Origin of the sequence: Herbaspirillum sp. SJZ099 (assembly GCF_007828355.1) — a bacterium.
GTDB lineage: Bacteria > Pseudomonadota > Gammaproteobacteria > Burkholderiales > Burkholderiaceae_D > Herbaspirillum.
In genome coordinates this window covers 111,335-130,851 of sequence record NZ_VIUO01000005.1, presented here as the reverse complement: position 1 = coordinate 130,851, position 19,517 = coordinate 111,335, and the positions used below count along the sequence as shown (strand labels likewise).

Below are 19,517 nucleotides of genomic sequence, written 5' to 3'. Positions count from 1 at the left end.
CGCAGGGAAGATGATGGAAGATAGAGTTGCCTGAAATCAATGACTTAGCCGGTTTCTGTGGATGACGGCCTGGCTTCAATTTGCTCCGACCGGGCTTCGCCGCATACCTGGCGCACCACCTCGCGCAACCACCGGTGCGCGGGATCGAGCTCCAGCCGCGGATGCCACATCTGCGAAATGGTGATCTGCCCGGTGGCCACCGGCAGTTCGAAGACGAAGGTGTTGACCAGGCGTTCGGCGGCCAGGTAGGAGGCCGGCACCAGCGCCACCAGGTCCGAGCCGCGTGCCACGGCCAGCGCGGCCGGGAAGCTCGGCACCATGGCCAGCACCTGGCGTTCCACGCCGGCCGCGGCCAGGGCTGCATCGACCGGTCCGTCGGTGCGCCCGTGCCGCGAAGCCGCGACATGGCCGAATTTGACGTAGCGCAGCAGACTCATCTTGCCTTTCGCCAGCGGGTGGCCGCTGCGCACCACGCCGACGAAGTGGTCGCGATACAGCGCCTGTATACGTACTTCCGGCCCCATGTCGCTGACTACGCCGATTTCCAGGTCAGCCGTTCCTTCCCTCAGATAGTTGGGACTCTTGTCGACCTTGGGCGCGAAATATAGTCGCACCAGCGGCGCTTCGGCATTGACCGCGCCGATCAGGCGCGCGCCCAGGGCTTCGACGAAGCCTTCGTTGGCGCGGATGGTGAAGGTGCGCCGCAGCGTCGCCAGGTCCGGCTCCGGCGCGGCCGGGCGCAGTACCGACCGCGCTTCGTGCACCACGTTGCGCGCGCGCTCGCGCAAGGCTTCGGCGCAGGGAGTGAGCACCATGCGGCGTCCGGCCCGAACCAGCAAGGGGTCGTCGGCTTCCGCGCGCAGCCGGGCCAGCGTGCGGCTCATGGCCGAGGCGCTCAGTCCCAGGCGGCGCGCGGCGCCGGCCACGCTTTCTTCGGTCAGCAAGGCATCCAGGGCGATGAGCAGGTTGAGGTCGGGTTCGGACATATGTTCCATCCTAAATAAATGCAGTGTTTGCCGCCAAGCGCCAAACACTACACCAAGATATGGCGTTTGGTGCAGTTATCAGTTGCAATCCATGCGCCTTCCGCCATGCATGCCGTCTCGCTATAGTCTGTGCATCATTCTTTGAGCGGAGCAAGCGGACATGGAATTGTTTTCAGACCAGCCAGGCGATGAAGGGCTGCCGGGGGCCGAGCGCCGCCTGGCGATGATCGCCGTGATGATGGCCACCACGATGGCGGTGTTCGACGGCACCATCGTCAATGTGGCCTTGCCGCAAATCACCCGCGAGCTGGGGGCCACGGTGGGCTCTGCCATCTGGGTGACCAACGGTTACCTGCTGGCCATGGCGATGACGCTGGCCACTTTCGCCTCGTTGTCCAGCCGGGTCGGTTTCCGGACCTTGTTCAGCGCCGGGCTGGCGGTGTTCACGCTGGCGTCGCTGGGCTGCGCCTTGTCGCCCACGGTGGAGGTGCTCATTGCCATGCGGGTGCTGCAGGGCTTGGGCGGCGCGGCCATGCTGAGCATCGCACCGGCCATCCACCGCACGGTGTTTCCCAACCGCCTGCTGGGGCGCATCCTCGGCCTCAATGCCGTGCTCATCGCCACCAGTACGGCGGTGGGGCCGGCCCTGGGCGGAACCCTGCTGGCGGCCCTGAGCTGGCAATGGCTGTTCGCCATCAATGTGCCGCTGGGACTGGCGGCGGTATGGTTGTCGCTGCGCGTGATACCGGGCGCCCGGGTGCGCACCGGCGAACCCTTCGATATGGCTGGCGCGGTACTGTCGGCCATCGCCATGGGCGCCATGATCCTGGCGGCGGAGGCCTGTGCGCAGTTGGCCCACGGCGCGCAGGCGGGCCAGCCCTTGCTGGGCGCCGTCGGGTTCGGGCTGGCCAGCGTGGTCGCGGCGGTGGCCTTCGTGCGGGTGCAGCGGCGTGCGCGGCAACCCTTGCTGCCGCTGGATATCTTTGCCTCGGTGCGGTTCTCGCTGGCGGCCCTGACCTCTCTGGCCTCGTTCGTGGGGCAGGGCATCGCCTTCGTCGCGCTGCCGTTCCTGTTCCAGAATGCGTATGGCTACAGCGCCTTCGAATCGGCCTTGTTGTTTACCCCGTGGCCGATCGGCATCGTGCTGGTGGCGCCGCATGCCGGGCGTCTCGCCGACCGCCATTCGCCGGCCTTGCTGTCGACCGCCGGTCTGGCCTTGTTCACCGTCGGCCTGGCGCTGCTGGCCTTGCTGCCCGACCAGGCGCAGGCCTGGGACATCGGCTGGCGCGCGCTGGTCTGCGGCATGGGCTTCGGTTTCTTCCAGAGCCCCAACAACCGGGAAATGCTGGGCAATGTCTCGCGCGAGCGCAGCGGCAATGCCTCCGGCGTGCTGGCCATCATGCGTACCTTCGGCCAATGCATGGGCGCGGCCTTGCTGGGGATCGTGCTGTCGGTCTACACGGCCGCGGCGCTGTCGCAAGGCCATGCGCAGATGAATGCGGCCGAAGATGCGGTGGCGATCCGGGTGGCCTTATGGGTGGCCGTGGCGGCGACGGCGGTGGCGACCTTTGTCAGCATTAGCCGGATTCGCGCCGCGCGGAGCGCGCTCAGCGGCTGAACCGGAGGCGCCGCAAAAAGGAATTGCAATGGCTGCGTCCCGGGCATATAGTTGCAGCGTACAACTAATTGGGAAGCGACGTGGCCAGCAATCCTCAAATTGTCGAAGGCATCCGGGCGGCATCGCGCGCCTTGGTGCGCGAACTGGGCTTCATGGGCGGCGACTTCGCCGGCACCTCCCTGTCGCCTTCCGCCGTGCACACCCTGATCGAACTGGATCGCACGCCCGGCATGAGCGCCGGCGAACTGGGCGCCATGCTGCGCCTGGAAAAATCCAGCGTCAGTCGGATGCTGCACAAGCTGATTGCGGCGGGCGACATCGTCGAGGCCGTGGATGAGGCGGACGCCCGGGCCAAGAAACTCTACCTGACCGCAGCCGGCCAGGCCCGGGCGCGCGCAATCCATGCGTTCGGCCGGCGCCAGGTGAATACGGCCCTGGCCCGCCTGGGGCCCGGCGAAGACCAACTGGTGCTGGATGGCCTGCGCCTGTACGCCGGCGCCTTTGCCGACGATGCGGGATCGCCATCCGCGCCGCCATGCAAGATCGTACGCGGCTACCAGCCCGGCATCATCGCCAGGATCACGCAGATGCACGCCCTGTACTACGCGCGCACGGCCGGTTTTGGCCAGCATTTCGAGTCCGTGGTGGCCAAGGGGCTGGCCGAATTCTGCGACCGCCTGGCCAATCCCTCCAATGCCATCTGGGTCGCGATGCGAGGCGCACAGATGGTTGGTTCGATTGCCATCGATGGCGAAGACCTGGGCGGCAATATTGCCCACTTGCGCTGGTTCATCCTGGACGACACCGCGCGCGGCGCCGGCCTCGGCCGCCAGCTGCTGGCCGCGGCCCTGGCGCACGCCGACGAATGCCGGTTCGATGCAACGCACTTGTGGACGTTTTCCGGCCTGCAGGCCGCACGCCATCTCTATGAGGCGAATGGATTTTCGTGTGTTGAAGAGACCCCCGGCAGCCAGTGGGGGCGGGAGGTCATGGAACAGCGCTTCGTCAGGAAGCGCCCGCGGCCTCCGTCGCCAGGCCTGAATGCGCTTTCCCCCGGAACGCGGGCAACACGGGACTCACAGCGGCGGTAGCCGTTGGCCCGGATATTTGTCTTTCATCCCCATCATCCGTTATCTGTTCCAGGAGCCAAACATGGACGCCAAGAGCATGCTTTCCCGCATCGGTTTCGTTGGCGCCGGCCGCGTGGCGCAGACCCTGGCAGGCGCATTCTCCGGCGCGGGTTATCCGGTCGTCGCGGTGAGCAGCCGCAGCGCGGCCAACCTGGCGGACTTTCGCGCGCGCTGCCCCGCTGCGCAAGTCATGGAGACGCCGCAGGAGGCGGCAGACAAATCGACCATCGTGTTCCTGACCGTGAGCGACGACGCCATCGCCCCGGTTTGCGCCGGTGTGCGGTGGCGGCCCGGTTGCGCAGTGGTGCATTGCTCCGGGGCCACCGAGGTCGCGGCCCTGGCCGCCGCTGCGGATGCCGGGGCATGGGTTGGCGGCTTTCATCCGATGCAGATGTTCGCCAATCCGGACGTCGCGCTGGCGGGGCTGCCGGGATGCACTGTCGGTATCGAGGCGCAAGGCCCGCTGTTGGAGGCGCTGCGGCAGTTGGCGCAAGCCATTGGCTGCGTGCCGTTTTCCCTGCCGGCCGGGGTACGTCCGCTTTACCATGCGTCGGCCTATTACGTCGGCCCGTTCCTGATCGCGCTGCTCAAGGAAGGCGCCGAACTCTGGGCGCGCTTTGGCGCCACCGAACGACAAGCCATGGAGGCCATGCTGCCCCTGTTGCGGGGCACCGTGGCGGCGGCGATGGATGGGGGGCTGGCGCGCGGAATGGGCGGCTGCGTGGCGCGCGGCGACATCGGGACGATCCGGAAGCATCTCGATGCGCTTGAGAGCATCGACCTGGCGATGGCCAATCTGTACCGGGAGCTGGCCGTGCGCAACATCCCGCTGGCCGTGCAGCGCGGAACGCTGCCGCCGTCCCGGGCTGCGGAAATCGCGGCGTTATTGCAGGGTGCGCCGGCCCAGGAGCCGGCGGCATGATCTTCCTTCAAGCTTGGGTATCCTTGGAGGGAAACGGGCCGCCAGCCGGCATTTCAACGCCGGCTTTGCGGAAGTTGCTTGCGCCTCAGGTGCGCAAGGCCATCTCCGGATAGCTGCCGAAACCATCCGGCCACGGCGTCAGGATTTCATAGCCGCTGGCAGTCACGACGATCATATGCTCCCACTGCGCCGACAGCGATCCGTCGGCGGTGATCACGGTCCAGCCGTCGTCAAGCTGGCGGGTATGGCGTTTGCCGGCGTTGAGCATCGGTTCGATGGTGAAGATCATGCCTTCCTTCAGCGGCAGGCCGGTGCCGCGCTGGCCGTAATGCAGCACCTGCGGTTCGTCGTGGTAGACGGTGCCGATGCCGTGGCCGCAATATTCGCGCACCACCGAGAAGCCGTCGCGCTGCGCCACCGACTGGATCGCGTGGCCGACGTCGCCCAGCGTGGCGCCGGGGCGCACCGCCATGATGCCGGCGCACATCGCCTCATAGGTGGTCTCGACCAGTTTCTTGGCGGCGGCGCTCGGCTGGCCGACGAAATACATGCGGCTGCAGTCGCCGTACCAGCCATCCTTGATCACGGTCACGTCGATGTTGATGATGTCGCCATCCTGCAGTGTCTGGCGCGAAGGGATGCCGTGGCAGATCACCTCGTTGACCGAGCTGCAGATGGTCTTGGGGAAGCCGTGGTAGCCGATGTTGGCGGGCTTGGCCTTTTGCACCTTGACGATATGGTCGTGACAGATGCGGTCCAGCTCGTCGGTCGTGACGCCGGCCTTCACATGTTCGGCCACCACTTGCAGCACTTCGGCAGCCAGTTTCCCGGCCGCGCGCGCCTGGGCGATTTCGGCGGGGCCGCGCAGTTTTACTTTTCTCATGCGTACTCTTTCCTTGTCTTGCGGGGCGCCGCGGGCGCATCCTTTCCTTTTGCCTTGTCCTGGCCTGCCGGGGCGCGCCCGGCATCGGCCAGTTCCCGTATCGAGAGCACGCCGCCATGCTCGCGCGCCAACTGGTCGTGCACCAGCATTTGCGAGATCTCGCTGTGGGCCAGCCCGGGGTGCAGTTCCGAGAGCATGCCCAGCAGCATCCAGTGCTCGGCCTGGGCGTTGATGGAGCGGTTCAGGGCGCTGCTGGCGATGCGCACGTTATCGTGCATCTGGTCCGATATCTTGACGATTCCCATGGTGCAGTGAATATATGTTGTGTATACGTTTCGTATATTCTAGCCGTTTCGCGGGATTTTCGCAGGAAATTTGCACGCGGTGCATTTGCAATATAAAAAAGCCCGGCCGACAAAGTCGGAACCGGGCTTGAAGGTACTACCGAGGAGAGGTTACCGGACGCGCGTCACCATTCGGCGAAGCTGCCGTCCTTGTGGCGCCAGATCGGGTTGCGCCAGCGGTGGCCGACTTCGGCGCGCTGGCGCACGTAGTCTTCGTTGATCTCGATGCCCAGGCCCGGGCCTTGCGGGATCTTGACGTAGCCGTCTTCGTAGGCGAACACATCTTTGTCCTTGATGTAGTCGAGCAGGTCGTTGCTTTCGTTGTAGTGGATGCCCAGGCTCTGTTCCTGGATGAAGGCGTTGTAGCTGCCGGCGTCGACCTGCAGGCAGGCGGCCAGGGCGATCGGGCCGAGCGGGCAGTGCAGGGCCAGCGCCACGTCGTAGGCTTCGGCCATGGCAGCGATCTTGCGCGTTTCGGTGATGCCGCCGGCGTGCGAGACGTCGGGCTGGATGATGTCCACATAGCCTTCGGACAGGATGCGCTTGAAGTCCCAGCGCGAATACAGGCGCTCGCCCAGCGCGATCGGGGTCGAGGTCAGGTGGGCGATTTCCTCGAGCGCTTCGGCGTTTTCCGACAAGACCGGCTCTTCGATGAACATCAGCTTGTACGGCTCCAGCTCCTTGACCAGCACCTTGGCCATGGGCTTGTGCACGCGGCCGTGGAAGTCCACGCCGATGCCGATGTTGGGGCCGACCGCTTCGCGCACCGCCTGCACGTTGGCCAGCGTCAGTTCGATCTTGTCGTGGCTGTCGATGAATTGCAGTTCTTCGGTGCCGTTCATCTTGACCGCGGTAAAGCCGCGCGCCACGGCGTTCTTTGCCGCCTCGGCGGTGACCGAGGGGCGGTCGCCGCCGATCCACGAATACACGCGGATAGAGTCGCGCACCGCGCCGCCCAGCAATTGGTGCACCGGCACCCCGAGCGCCTTGCCCTTGATGTCCCACAAGGCCTGGTCGATTCCGGCCAGCGCGCTCATGTGGATGGCGCCGCCGCGGTAGAAGCCGCCGCGGTAGAGGATGGTCCAGTGGTCTTCGATATTGCGCGGATCCTTGCCGACCAGGTAGTCGGCGAGTTCATCGACTGTCGCCGCCACGCTGTGCGCGCGGCCTTCGACCACCGGTTCGCCCCAGCCGACGATGCCCTCGTCGGTCTCGATCTTCAGGAAGCACCAGCGCGGCGGGACGATGAAGGTGCTGATCTTGGTGATTTTCATTGCTTTGTCCGTTCAGGGTAAATCTGCCAAGGCCGCTTCCGAGCGGCCAGGTCGTTGAAGTAATGGCGAGGCGCGCAATGCCTCAGGCCAGCGCCTGCCAGGCGGCGGTGAAGGCTTGCGCGCGCTGGCGCACCTCGTCGGCCGACAGGCCCGGCGAGTACAGCGCCGAACCCAGGCCGAAGCCGGAAGCGCCGGCTTCGCGGAACGCGCCCATGCCGTGCGGCGCGATGCCGCCGACCGGCAGCAGCGCAATCTCGCGCGGCACCACGGCGCGCCAAGCCTTGACCACCTGCGGGCCGAGCTGCTCGGCCGGGAACATCTTGAGCACGTCGGCGCCGGCGGCCAATGCGGCGAAGGCTTCGGTCACGGTCGCCACGCCCGGCGCGCAATACAGGCCTGCGCTTTTGGCCGCGCCGATCACCGCGCCGTCGCTGTGCGGCATGACGATCAGTTCGCCGCCCGCGGCCTTGACCTGTTCCACCTGCGCCGGCTTCAGCACGGTGCCGGCGCCGACGATGCAGTCGGCCGGCAGGCTGCGGCGCAAGGCGGCGATGCTGGCCAGCGGCTCGGGGGAGTTGAGCGGCACTTCGATGATGCGAAAGCCGCTGTCATACAGTGCCGCGCCGATGGCTTCGGCCTCGGTGTGGCGCACGCCGCGCAGGATGGCGATCAGGCCGGTGCGGCGCAGGTTGTCTTCGAGTAGCTGGGGATGGCTGTTCATGTTGTCCTTGTTGATGCGGATGGGCTTTAGCCGACCAGGCCGGCATGCTGCGCCAGTATCCACAGGCCGGCTTCGGTGGCCTGTTCGGCCTCGCTGACCGGTCCCATGCCGTACAGCTCCAGCGCCAGCCGGTAGCGGCGGCACAGGGCCGGGTCGCCGATCAGGCCGATGCGTTGCGGATGATGGCTGGCCATGTCCTTGAGCGCGGCGATCTCGTGGCCGATCAGGAGGCCTGACAGGTAGTCGGGCTGCGCTTGCGGCTCCAGTTCGCCGGTCAGCCCGAGCGTGCGGCAGCTGAAGATGTTGGAGAGCACGCCGGCCAGGCCTTCGGCGCTTTGCGCCACCCGGGCGCCGCGCATGAAGGCGGCATCGTCAGGCACGTCGGGCTTGTGCATGGTGCGGCCGAGGATGGTGTGCGCCGACAGAGCGCCATAGACTTCGCCGGTCATGAAGGTATCGAAGTGCTGGATGCGGCCATGGGTGACACGCACCCATTTCGAATGCGTGCCGGGCAGGCCGATCAGCAGCTCGTCATCGCGCCATTGTTGCAGCGCGCCGATGACCTGGGTTTCTTCCCCGCGCATCACATTGGGCAGCGCCGATACCTGCAGCAGGCCGGGCACGATGTAAAGCGGGCGCGCCAGGCCGGTGTCGATGCGCAGCAGCTTGCGGCCGATGCGGTCGGGCGCCAGCGGCACGGTCAGGTAAGGCGCTTCGCGCCAGCCCTGCTTGCTGCCCACCATGCCGGCGGCGATCAGCGGCGCATCCGGCGCGGCCGCCATCCAGTCGCCGCAGGCCGCTTCCAGCGCGCTGCGAAAGGCCAGCGCGGGATTGGCCGCGGCGCCCTCCACCACCGGCAGGTTCATGATGCCCCAGGGATGGCCGCGGCGTTCGGCCACGCTGCCGTGGGCATCGAAACGGTAGCAGCGCAGCGAAGACGTGCCCCAGTCCAGCGCGATCAGGGCGCAGTCGTTCTCGGTTGGCTTGCTCATCGGGGCCTCACAGGTCGCACACCGAAAAACGGGTCAGCAGCACCATGTCCTCGCCCGGCGCGAGGTCGATCAGGCCGGGACGGTTCGGCATGTGGAAGGCGTCGATCGGGTGCGTGATCGGTTCCAGGCAGAAGTAGCCCAGCCCCGGCGGCCGGTACAACAGGGTATAGCCGCTGCGGTCCTGGGTGTGCATTTGCAGGCGCAAGCCGCGCGCGGGGTCTTCGATCATGGCCAGGCCATCCCAGCCTTCGTAGCAGTTGTCGATCAGCGGGCCGTCCAGCGCCGCCGGGCGGTTGTAGTCCCAGCCCGGCGGCAACTTGCGGGTAAAGCCGGTGGGAATGGGATCGGCGCCGGACATCCATGCGCCGCGCGAGCGGAATTGCAGGCGCGTCCTGGCGTCGCAGAGAAAATAAGGATGCAGTCCCAGGCCGAAGGGCAAGGCCGCGTCGCCGGCATTGGTCACGCGCAGTTCTATCTCCAGCGCATTGTCGCGCAGCGTGAACAGCTGGCGGGCGTGATAGACGTACGGGTTGCCGTCGAAATGCCGGGAATCGAGTTCCAGCGTCATGCGGTCTTGCGCATGCGAAGCGACCCGCCAGGCTTGCAGCCAGCTGTCGCCATGGATCGGGTAGGGCTCGCCGGCGCGGTTGGGTTTGACCGGGTACTGCTTGCCGCCGAACGCGAAGCCGCCTTCGGTGATGCGGTTGGACCAGGGCAGCAGCGGAAAGCAGGCCGTACTGTAGAGGTCGCGCGAAGCGGCATCCCAGGGGCGCAGCAGCGGCAGCCAGCGGCTGCCCTTGTGCCAGTCCCAGGCCGCGATGCTGCCGCCCAGTTCAGGCATGACATGCAGGCGCTGGCGGCCGGATTGCAAGGTGTGGATTTCCGGCAGCGCCTGGGCGCTGGCACGGGTGGCGTCGGTTGCGCGGGAAGGCATGGTGTCTCGTATGTTGTTATGAAATGCGACGGATGGAAGGCATCGTGTGCCTACCCCGGCAGAAGCCATCCCACAAGAAGATAAAGGGTTAAGCGCCGCTGATAAAACGCCGCCGGCAGCGTTTTGTTAGCGGCTTCAAGAACCTGTTCGCGATCTCGAACAGGTTCCTGGAAACGCCACCCTCATCTCTTCATGCAATGCGCTTCAAAAAAAACAGGCCGATGCTATCACCGGCCCTCCACGCGGAATAATGAAAAAAAGAGCGCTAGCGATATCAAAATTGTGAGCGGCCGGTTGTTGAAAACTGTTTTCGCGCGGCTCGCATCTTCTCCCTTCAACGATGCGCGAAACGATATCGGATTCCATTAAAAATTCATTGGATAGATATTTTTCGCTCTCCTAATATTGAGCGCGAATTGACGGGATGGGTTTTTCTCCAATTCGAGACCGAACGCGGGGCCTGGAAAAGTACATAACACGCACCAACAAGTCAAAAGTACTGCCGGCGCAGCGCACGCACTTCTTGCACATAACAAGGAAATCCGAGGATTTCCAGCCAACGGAGACAAACAATGAAAATCAAGAGAAGAGCGCTTCTGGGCGCAGCCATTTGCATGAGCCTGGGCAGCACCATCGCGGGCCTGCCCGCATTCGCGGCCGACAAGCCGCTGACCATGGGCTTCTCGCAGGTGGGCGCCGAAAGCGAATGGCGCACCGCCAACACCGTGTCGATCAAGGACGCGGCCAAGCAGGCCGGCGTCAACCTGAAGTTCGCCGATGCGCAGCAGAAGCAGGAAAACCAGGTCAAGGCGATCCGCTCCTTCATCGCGCAAAAGGTCGACGTGATCGCCTTCTCGCCGGTGGTCGAATCCGGCTGGGAAACCGTGCTGCGCGAAGCCAAGGCCGCCAAGATCCCGGTGATCCTGACCGACCGCGCCGTCAACGTCTCCGACAAGTCGCTGTACGTGACCTTCATCGGCTCGGATTTCGTGGAAGAGGGCCGCCGCGCCGCGCGCTGGCTGCTGGAGCGCGCCAAGTCGCTGCCGGCCGGCGACATCAACATCGTCGAGCTGCAAGGCACCGTCGGCTCGGCCCCGGCGATCGACCGCAAGGCCGGTTTCGAGGAAATCATCAAGTCCGAGCCGCGCCTGAAGATCATCCGTTCGCAGACCGGCGACTTCACCCGCGCCAAGGGCAAGGAAGTGATGGAAGCCTTCCTCAAGGCCGACGGCAAGAAGATCAACGTACTCTACGCGCATAACGACGATATGGCCATCGGCGCCATCCAGGCGATTGAAGAAGCCGGCCTGAAACCGGGCAAGGACATCCTGGTCATTTCCATCGATGGCGTGAAGGGCGCGTTCGAGGCCATGATGGCCGGCAAGCTCAACGTGACCGTCGAGTGCAGCCCGCTGTTGGGCCCGCAGCTGATGCAGATCGCCAAGGACGTGAAGGCCGGCAAGGAAGTGCCCAAGCGCATTACGACCGAAGAAGGCGTGTTCCCGGCCGAAGTCGCGGCCAAGGAATTCCCGAACCGCAAGTATTGAGCGTGGCGGCATGATGCGCTGATGCCGTTGCAATTCCCCTGTCATCCCGGCGCAGGCCGGGATCCAGTGGCTTTCGTCGTGTCTCGATGGCTGTTGAACGACGCTGGATCCTGACTTTCGTCAGGACGACGGGGAATTGCGGTTTGGCGGATCTGGTTTCTTATGGCAGGAGTTGTGATGACGATGGCTGTCGGGGCGCAGGCGCGCCCCATGTTGGAACTGAGCGGTATCCATAAGGCTTTTGCCGGCGTAAAAGCGCTGACCGATGTGGGTCTGCGCTTGTTTCCCGGGGAAGTGCATACCTTGATGGGGCAGAACGGCGCGGGCAAGTCCACGCTGATCAAGGTGCTGACCGGCGTCTACGAACCCGATGCCGGGCGCATCGCGCTGGACGGGCGCGAGATCGCCCCGGCCTCCACCCTGCAGGCGCAGGAACTGGGCATCAGCACCGTCTACCAGGAAGTCAACCTCTGCCCCAATCTCTCGGTGGCGGAAAACATTTTCATCGGCCGCTATCCGCGCCGCTTCGGCCGCATCGACTGGAAGACGGTGCACGCCGAGTCGCGCCGCCTGCTGCAGCAGCTGCAGATCGAGATCGACGTGACCGCGCAGCTGTCATCCTATCCGCTGGCGATCCAGCAGATGGTGGCGATTTCGCGCGCGTTGTCGGTGTCGGCCAAGATACTGATCCTGGACGAGCCGACTTCCAGCCTCGACGAGGCGGAGGTGCAGCAACTGTTCAAGGTATTGCGCCACCTGCGCGCGCAGGGCATGGCGATCCTGTTCGTCACCCATTTCCTCGACCAGACCTACGAGATATCGGACCGCATCACGGTGCTGCGCAACGGCGTGCGCGAGGGCGAATATCCGGTGGCGGAGTTGTCGCGCCTGGAGCTGGTCAACAAGATGGTCGGCGCGGTTGCGGTCGACCAGCGCAAGGTGGAAGCCGGCGCCGAGGCGCTGGCCGCCGAACTGTCGGCCGATGCCGCGGGCAAGGGCGAGGTGTTCCTGCAGGCGCGCGGTTTCGGCCGCAAGGGGATGCTGGCGCCGCAGGATCTCGATATCCGGCGCGGCGAAGTGTTCGGCCTGTGCGGCCTGCTCGGCTCGGGGCGTACCGAGATGGCGCGCCTGCTGTTCGGCGTCGAGCGCGCCGACAGCGGCACATTGAGCATCGGCGGCCGCGATGTCAGGCTGGCCGTGCCGCGCGACGCCATCGCCGCCGGTATCGGTTTCTGCTCGGAAGACCGCAAGAAGGAAGGCGCGATCCTGGAACTGTCGGTGCGCGAGAACATCATCCTCGCGCTGCAGGCGCGCCAGGGCCTGTTCCGTGTGCTGCCGAGAAAGCGCCAGAACCAGCTCGCCGCCGACTACGTGAAGTGGCTCGGCATCAAGACCGCCGACCTCGAAACCCCGATCGGCTTGCTCTCCGGCGGCAACCAGCAAAAGGCGCTCTTGGCGCGCTGGCTGGCCACCGACCCCGGCATGCTGATCCTGGATGAACCCACGCGCGGCATCGACGTGCGCGCCAAGCAGGAGATCATGGATTTCGTCATCGCGATGTGCCGCAAGGGCATGGCCATCCTGTTTATCTCTTCCGAAATCCCGGAAGTCATCCGCTGCAGCGACCGCATGCTGGTGCTGCGCGACCGCCACGCCTGCGGCGAATACAAGCGCGGCGAACTCGACGAGCATTCGGTGCTGCAGGTGATCGCGGGAGAGGCCGCATGAGCGCATCCATGGATTCCAAACTAATACCTGACGCGGCCGCCGGATCGGGCGGACTGCAAGCCTTGCTGGGCTGGGCCGGGCGCCATCCGCTGCTGCGTCCGCTGGCCGCGCTGGCGGCATTGCTGCTGATCGACTTTTTCCTGGTGCCGGGCTTCTTCCGGCTGGAGATCAAGGACGGCCACCTCTACGGCGCGCTGGTCGACATCGTCAACCGCGCCGCGCCGCTGATGCTGGCGGCGCTGGGCATGACGCTGGTGATCGCCACGCGCGGCGTGGACATTTCGGTGGGGGCGGTGGTGGCCATCTCCGGCGCGGTCGCGGCATTGCTCATCGGCGGCAAGATGGTGGTGGTCGACGGCGTCTCGCAATACGTCAGCAACGTGCCGATGGCCTGGGCGCTGGCGGCGGCGATCGGCGCGGCGCTGCTGTGCGGCGCCTGGAACGGGCTGCTGGTGGCGGTGCTCGGCCTGCAGCCCATCATTGCCACGCTGATCCTGATGGTGGCCGGACGCGGGCTGGCGCAGTTGCTGACCGACGGCCAGATCATCACGGTCTATTACAAGCCGTTCTTCTTCATCGGCGGCGGCTACCTGTTCGGCCTGCCGTTCTCGCTCTATATCGCGCTGGGCATGTTCGTGCTGCTGGCGGTGCTGATGAGGAAGACCGCGCTGGGCCTGTTCATCCAGTCGGTCGGCATCAACCCGGTGGCGTCGCGCCTGGCCGGCATCCGCACCGCCGCGCTGATCTTCTTCGTCTATATCTTCTGCAGCTTCTGCGCCGGGCTGGCCGGGCTGATGGTGGCCTCCAACATCAAGAGCGCCGACGCCAACAATGCCGGCCTGCTGCTGGAGCTGGACGCCATCCTGGCCGTCACCCTGGGCGGCACGTCGCTGGCCGGCGGCAAGTTCAGCCTGGTGGGCAGCGTGATCGGCGCGCTCATCATCCAGACCCTGACCTACACCATCTATTCGCTGGGCGTGCCGCCCGAGGTGAACATGGTGGTCAAGTCCCTGGTGGTGTTCCTGGTCTGCCTGTCGCAATCGCCGGAATTCCGCCGCATCTTCAAGGCAGCCAAATCATGAGCACAATCGATTCCCTGCGCCGCGCTTCCCATGCGCCGTGGTTCACTTCGGCGGTGACAGTGGCGTTGCTGGCGCTCATGCTGCTGCTGGGCGCGGCGGGCTATGACGGCTTCCTGTCGCCGCAGGTGATGCTGAACCTGCTGATCGACAACGGCTTTTTGCTGGTGGTAGCCATCGGCATGACCTTCGTCATCCTGTCCGGCGGCATCGACCTGTCGGTGGGATCGGTGCTGGCGCTGTCGACCATGGTCGCGGCCTGGCTGCTGCAGACGGCGCATTGGCATCCGCTGCTGGTGATCGTCACCGTGCTGGCGCTGGGGGCGGCCTTCGGCGCGGCCATGGGCGCGCTGATCCATTACTTCAAATTGCAGGCCTTCATCGTCACGCTGGCCGGCATGTTCCTGGCGCGCGGCCTGTGCTACCTGATCAGCATCAGTTCCATCACCATCGACGATCCCTGGTTCGTCGCCATGTCCCAGACCCGCATCGAGTTCGGCGAGCTGTTCATCTCGCCCAGCGTGGTGGTGGCGCTGGCGATGCTGGCGCTGGGCATCTGGCTGGCCCACTGCACGCGCTTCGGCCGCGCGGTGTACGCCATTGGCGGCAGCGAGCAATCGGCCCTGCTGATGGGCTTGCCGGTGGGCCGCACCAAGGTGCTGGTGTATGCCTTCTCCGGCTTTTGCGCGGCGCTGGGCGGCGTGCTGTTTTCGTTCTACATGCTGTCGGGCTACGGCCTGCACGCGCAGGGCGCCGAGCTCGACGCGATTGCCGCGGTGGTGATCGGCGGCACGCTGCTGACCGGCGGTTACGGTTACGTCGCCGGGACGCTGACCGGCGTGCTCATCCTTGGCGTGATCCAGACCCTGATCGCTTTCGACGGCACGCTCAGCTCATGGTGGACCAAGATCTTCATCGGCGCCTTGCTGTTCGTATTCTGCGTGGCGCAGAGGGTGATCTCGCTGGGCGCCTTGCGGGGCAAACCGGTGGCCGCGGAGAAGGCGGCGGCAGCGGGCTGAAAAGGAAGGTTTTCCGGAACGCGTTTGACGCCTGTTTGTAAAACGGATTCAGATAACTTAAAAGTTCTTTACATAGGGAGAAACATACTGAAAAGCATATCCATTACGCTGAAAAAATCATTAGAAATGTATTGGTAAAGACATTATTGTAGAGGCCGCAAAACATGAGGCCTGAGCTTCTGCATGAGCCGGGTTGACGAGTCGGATGATCGCGGCAGTGCGCGGCGGTGTTTTGAGAAGAACAACACGCCATTTATAAACTGGAGACATACAACATGAAGATCAAATCGGTATTGACCGGGCTGGCGCTCGGCCTGGGCGTCACCCTGATGTCCATCAGCGCGCAAGTGAGCGCACAGAGCAAGGCGCTGGTCGGCGTGGCCATGCCCACCAAGTCCTCGGCACGCTGGATCGCCGACGGCAACAACATGGTCAAGGTCCTGAAGGAAAAGGGCTACAACACTGACCTGCAATACGCTGAAGACGATATCCCCAACCAGCTGTCGCAAATCGAGAACATGCTGACCAAGGGCGCCAAGGTGCTGGTGATCGCCGCCATCGACGGCACCACCCTGACCGACGTGCTGCAAAAAGCCGCCGACAAGGGCGTCAAGGTCATCGCCTATGACCGCCTGATCCGCGGCTCCAAGAACGTCGACTACTACGCCACCTTCGACAACTTCCAGGTCGGCGTGTTGCAGGCGCAGTCGCTGGAAAAGGGCCTGGGCCTGAAGGATGGCAAGGGTCCGTTCAACATCGAACTGTTCGGCGGTTCGGCTGACGACAACAACGCCTTCTTCTTCTACAACGGCGCCATGTCGGTGCTCAAGCCTTACATCGACAGCGGCAAGCTGGTGGTGCGCAGCAAGCAGATGGGCATGGACAAGGTCGCCACCCTGCGCTGGGATGGCGCCACCGCCCAGGCCCGCATGGACAACCTGCTGTCGGCCTACTACAGCAACGCCAAGGTAAATGCGGTGCTGTCGCCGTATGACGGCATCTCGATCGGCATCCTGTCCTCGCTGCGCGGCGTCGGCTACGGCACCCCGCAACAGCCGTTCCCGTACGTGTCCGGCCAGGATGCGGAAGTGCCATCGGTCAAGTCCATCATCCGCGGCGAACAGTATTCGACCATCTTCAAGGACACCCGCGAACTGGCCAAGGTCACCGTCGGCATGGTCGATGCGTTGTTGGGCGGAAAACAGCCGCAGATCAACGACACCAAGACCTACAACAACGGCGTGAAGGTCGTGCCGTCCTTCCTGCTGAAGCCGGTGGTGGTCGACAAGAGCAACTGGAAGGAAGTCCTGATCGGCAGCGGCTACTACACCGAAGCGCAGGTCAAGTAAGCCGGCCGGGCTGCGGCCTTGTGTTGCGGCCCGCCGTTCGATTCAATATATGAGGCATGAATCAGCATAGTCCCGCCCCCTGTGCGGGACTATTGCGTTCAAAAGCAGGTGCAGAACAAGAGGTCAGCATCATGAACAACATTCTCGAAATGCGCGGCATCGAGAAAACCTTCCCTGGCGTGAAGGCGCTCAACAACGTCAACCTGGCCGTGCGCGAAGGCGAGATCCACGCCATCGTCGGCGAGAACGGCGCCGGCAAGTCGACGCTGATGAAGGTGCTCTCCGGCGTCTATCCCCACGGTTCCTATTCCGGCGACATCGTCTACAAGGGCGACGTGCGCTCCTTCAAGGACATCCGCGACAGCGAACACCTGGGCATCATCATCATCCACCAGGAGCTGGCATTGGTGCCGCTGCTGTCGGTGATGGAAAACCTTTTCCTCGGCAACGAGCAGGCCCGCGGCGGCGTCATCGATTGGGAGCATTCCTACGTGCGCGCCAAGGAGCTGCTGGCCAAGGTCGGCCTGAAGGAGTCGCCGCTGACGCTGGTGAACAACCTGGGCGTGGGCAAGCAGCAACTGATCGAGATCGCCAAGGCGCTGTCCAAGGAAGTCAAGCTGCTGATCCTGGACGAGCCGACCGCCAGCCTTAACGAGAGCGATAGCGATGCGCTGCTGGAACTGTTGCTGGAACTGAAATCGCAGGGCATTTCCTCCATCCTGATCTCGCACAAGCTCAACGAAATTTCCAAGGTGGCCGATTCCATTACGGTGCTGCGCGACGGCGCCACGGTGGATACCTTCGACTGCCGCGCCGAGCCGATCAGCGAAGACCGCATCATCCAGAACATGGTCGGGCGCGAGATGGCCGACCGCTATCCGCAGCGCGACCCGCAGGTCGGCGAGGTCATCTTCGAAGTGCGCGACTGGCGCGTGCACCATCCGGTGCTGGCCGACCGGCTGGCGATCAAGGACGTCAACATGAGCGTGCGCGCCGGCGAGATCGTCGGCATCGCCGGCCTGATGGGGTCGGGCCGCACCGAGCTGGCCAAGAGCATCTTCGGGCGCGCCTACGGCAAGAAAATCACGGGCAAGGCTTTCCTGCACGGCAAGGAAGTCGACCTGTCCACCATCCAGAAGGCGATCCGGCACGGCATCGCCTACGTCACCGAAGACCGCAAGGGCGACGGCCTGGTGCTGGAAGAAGACATCAAGAAGAACATTTCGCTGGCCAACCTGGGCGGCGTGTCCGAGCGCACCGTGATCGACGAGGCGCGCGAGTACAAGGTCGCCAACGATTTCAGGGGCCAGATGCGGATCCGCTGCTCCAGCGTGCTGCAGAAGGTGGTCAACCTGTCCGGCGGCAACCAGCAGAAGGTGGTGCTTTCCAAGTGGCTGTTTTCCAGCCCGGAAGTGCTGATCCTGGACGAGCCCACGCGCGGCATCGACGTCGGCGCCAAGTTCGAGATCTACAACATCATCAGCAAGCTGGCCGCCGAGGGCAAGTGCATCATTATGATCTCGTCGGAAATGCCGGAGCTGCTGGGCATGTGCGACCGCATCTACGTGATGAACGAAGGCCAGTTCGTGGGCCAGTTCGAGCGCGGCGAGGCCAGCCAGGAAAGCATCATGCGCGCCATCATGCGCAACAAGCGGATCTGAGTATCCGGGCACCGAAAAGAATCGAAGCATCCAAGGAGCACCTACATGGAGACCATGAACATGAGCAAGAAAGAGTCGCTGGCGGCCAGCGGCACAACGATCACGATGGCCGAAAAGAAGGATTACGCCGGCTTCCTGAAGAACAATATGCGCGAGTACGGCATGCTGCTGTCGCTGGTGGCGATCATGGCGTTCTTCCAGATCATGACCGACGGCACGCTGATGCGCCCGCTGAACCTGACCAACCTGGTGCTGCAGAACAGCTACATCGTGATCATGGCGCTGGGCATGCTGATGGTGATCGTGGCCGGCCACATCGACCTCTCGGTGGGTTCGGTGGTGGGCCTGATCGGCGCGCTGGCGGCGGTATTGATGGTGGATTACGGCTGGGACTTCGTCACCGCCTCGGTGGTCTGCATCATCGCCGGCGCGGTGATCGGCGCGGCGCAAGGTTACTGGATCGCTTACTTCAAGATCCCGTCCTTCATTGTCACGCTGGCTGGCATGCTGGTGTTCAAGGGCATGGCGCTGGCCTTGCTGCAGGGCCAGTCGCTGGGCCCGTTCCCGCCGGCGTTCCAGATGCTGTCCTCGGGCTTCATCCCTGAGCTGACCGACAGCGCGCAATTCCGCACCACCTCGCTGATCGTCGGCGTGGTCGCCTCCATCGTGCTGATCGGCATCAAGATCCATGGCCGCCGCAAGCAGACCAAGCACGGCATGGAAGACGAACCGCAACTGTTCTTCCTGATCAAGAACTGCCTGTTCGCTGCCGCCATCATCGCCTTCAGCTATTTGCTGGCGACCTACAAGGGCATGCCCAATGTGCTCATCATCATGTTCGCGCTGATGGTGCTGTACACCTTCATCACCAACCGCACCACGCTGGGCCGCCGCGTCTATGCGGTGGGCGGCAACGAGAAGGCGGCCAAGCTGTCCGGCATCAAGACCGAGCGCGTTTCCTTCCTGACCTTCGTCAACATGGGCGTGCTGGCGGCGCTGGCCGGCCTGATCTTCGCGGCGCGCCTGAACACCGCCACGCCCAAGGCCGGCCTCGGTTTCGAGCTGGACGTGATCGCGGCCTGCTTCATCGGCGGCGCCTCGGCATCGGGCGGCGTGGGCAAGGTCATGGGCGCGGTCATCGGCGCCTTCATCATGGGCGTGATGAACAACGGCATGTCCATCATGGGCATCGGCATCGACTACCAGCAGATGATCAAGGGCTTCGTGCTGCTGATGGCCGTGTGCTTCGACGTCTATAACAAGAACAAGTAAGGCCGGGAAAACACGGGGCGATCCGCGATGGTCCGCCCCGTGTTTTCAATCACCATCT

Annotated in this window: 17 protein-coding genes; 10 read left to right on the top strand and 7 right to left on the bottom strand. The window is 64.4% G+C overall.

Translation table 11 applies throughout. The annotated features are described in order from the left end of the window. Positions 1 to 44: 44 nt before the first annotated feature. A complete protein-coding gene (locus tag FB597_RS12885; RefSeq protein ID WP_144769761.1) occupies positions 45 to 986 on the bottom strand; it encodes a LysR family transcriptional regulator in 942 nt (313 codons plus the stop codon). Positions 987 to 1,146: 160 nt separating this feature from the next. Here FB597_RS12885 and FB597_RS12880 point away from each other — a divergent pair, with 160 nt between their 5' ends. The 3 genes from FB597_RS12880 to FB597_RS12870 all read left to right on the top strand — a co-directional run bounded on the left by FB597_RS12880 (position 1,147) and on the right by FB597_RS12870 (position 4,656). Further along, a complete protein-coding gene (locus FB597_RS12880; protein WP_144769760.1) occupies positions 1,147 to 2,604 on the top strand; it encodes an MFS transporter in 1,458 nt (485 codons plus the stop codon). Between the two features lie 80 nt (positions 2,605 to 2,684). Continuing rightward, complete coding sequence (locus FB597_RS12875; protein ID WP_255517164.1) at positions 2,685 to 3,695, top strand: helix-turn-helix domain-containing GNAT family N-acetyltransferase; 1,011 nt, start codon at positions 2,685 to 2,687, stop codon at positions 3,693 to 3,695. A 61-nt stretch (positions 3,696 to 3,756) separates the two neighbouring features. Then, entirely contained in the window at positions 3,757 to 4,656 is a 900-nt protein-coding gene (locus FB597_RS12870; RefSeq protein WP_141913467.1) for a Rossmann-like and DUF2520 domain-containing protein, read from the top strand. An 85-nt stretch (positions 4,657 to 4,741) separates the two neighbouring features. Here FB597_RS12870 and map read toward each other — a convergent pair whose 3' ends face one another. The 6 genes from map to FB597_RS12840 all read right to left on the bottom strand — a co-directional run bounded on the left by map (position 4,742) and on the right by FB597_RS12840 (position 9,804). Continuing rightward, positions 4,742 to 5,539 carry a type I methionyl aminopeptidase gene (gene map, locus FB597_RS12865; protein WP_141913466.1) on the bottom strand — a complete coding sequence of 266 codons (798 nt, stop codon included), beginning with the start codon at positions 5,537 to 5,539 and terminating at the stop codon, positions 4,742 to 4,744. Then, on the bottom strand, positions 5,536 to 5,844 hold the full coding sequence (locus FB597_RS12860; protein ID WP_144769759.1) for a ParD-like family protein: 309 nt from the start codon (positions 5,842 to 5,844) through the stop codon (positions 5,536 to 5,538). Before FB597_RS12860 ends, map begins: the two co-directional genes overlap by 4 nt. 164 nt (positions 5,845 to 6,008) lie before the next feature. After that, complete coding sequence (gene dgoD, locus FB597_RS12855) at positions 6,009 to 7,157, bottom strand: galactonate dehydratase (protein WP_144769758.1); 1,149 nt, start codon at positions 7,155 to 7,157, stop codon at positions 6,009 to 6,011. An 82-nt stretch (positions 7,158 to 7,239) separates the two neighbouring features. Beyond that, positions 7,240 to 7,878 carry a 2-dehydro-3-deoxy-6-phosphogalactonate aldolase gene (locus FB597_RS12850; protein WP_186442781.1) on the bottom strand — a complete coding sequence of 213 codons (639 nt, stop codon included), beginning with the start codon at positions 7,876 to 7,878 and terminating at the stop codon, positions 7,240 to 7,242. 26 nt (positions 7,879 to 7,904) lie between these two features. Further along, positions 7,905 to 8,870, bottom strand: coding sequence for a 2-dehydro-3-deoxygalactonokinase (locus tag FB597_RS12845; protein WP_141913463.1), 966 nt, complete (start codon positions 8,868 to 8,870; stop codon positions 7,905 to 7,907). 7 nt (positions 8,871 to 8,877) lie between these two features. Continuing rightward, complete coding sequence (locus FB597_RS12840) at positions 8,878 to 9,804, bottom strand: aldose 1-epimerase (RefSeq protein WP_144769757.1); 927 nt, start codon at positions 9,802 to 9,804, stop codon at positions 8,878 to 8,880. Positions 9,805 to 10,376: 572 nt separating this feature from the next. Here FB597_RS12840 and FB597_RS12835 point away from each other — a divergent pair. The 7 genes from FB597_RS12835 to mmsB all read left to right on the top strand — a co-directional run bounded on the left by FB597_RS12835 (position 10,377) and on the right by mmsB (position 19,459). Next, positions 10,377 to 11,351, top strand: coding sequence for an ABC transporter substrate-binding protein (locus FB597_RS12835; RefSeq protein WP_141913461.1), 975 nt, complete (start codon positions 10,377 to 10,379; stop codon positions 11,349 to 11,351). 177 nt (positions 11,352 to 11,528) lie between these two features. Beyond that, the gene (locus FB597_RS12830; RefSeq protein WP_144769756.1) at positions 11,529 to 13,079 is read left to right on the top strand and encodes a sugar ABC transporter ATP-binding protein; all 1,551 of its coding nucleotides are present in this window, start codon (positions 11,529 to 11,531) and stop codon (positions 13,077 to 13,079) included. Then, positions 13,076 to 14,161, top strand: a complete 1,086-nt coding sequence (locus FB597_RS12825; protein ID WP_141913459.1) for an ABC transporter permease — start codon at positions 13,076 to 13,078, stop codon at positions 14,159 to 14,161. The genes FB597_RS12830 and FB597_RS12825 overlap by 4 nt, the downstream gene beginning before the upstream one ends. After that, positions 14,158 to 15,177: a galactofuranose ABC transporter, permease protein YjfF gene (yjfF, locus tag FB597_RS12820; RefSeq protein WP_141913458.1), complete on the top strand. Its 1,020-nt coding sequence runs from the start codon at positions 14,158 to 14,160 to the stop codon at positions 15,175 to 15,177. The genes FB597_RS12825 and yjfF overlap by 4 nt, the downstream gene beginning before the upstream one ends. A gap of 275 nt (positions 15,178 to 15,452) precedes the next feature. Next, entirely contained in the window at positions 15,453 to 16,526 is a 1,074-nt protein-coding gene (gene chvE, locus FB597_RS12815; RefSeq protein WP_141913457.1) for a multiple monosaccharide ABC transporter substrate-binding protein, read from the top strand. A gap of 131 nt (positions 16,527 to 16,657) precedes the next feature. Further along, a complete protein-coding gene (gene mmsA / locus FB597_RS12810; protein ID WP_141913456.1) occupies positions 16,658 to 18,187 on the top strand; it encodes a multiple monosaccharide ABC transporter ATP-binding protein in 1,530 nt (509 codons plus the stop codon). Between the two features lie 45 nt (positions 18,188 to 18,232). Then, positions 18,233 to 19,459 carry a multiple monosaccharide ABC transporter permease gene (gene mmsB / locus FB597_RS12805; RefSeq protein ID WP_144769755.1) on the top strand — a complete coding sequence of 409 codons (1,227 nt, stop codon included), beginning with the start codon at positions 18,233 to 18,235 and terminating at the stop codon, positions 19,457 to 19,459. The last annotated feature ends 58 nt before the right edge of the window (positions 19,460 to 19,517 follow it).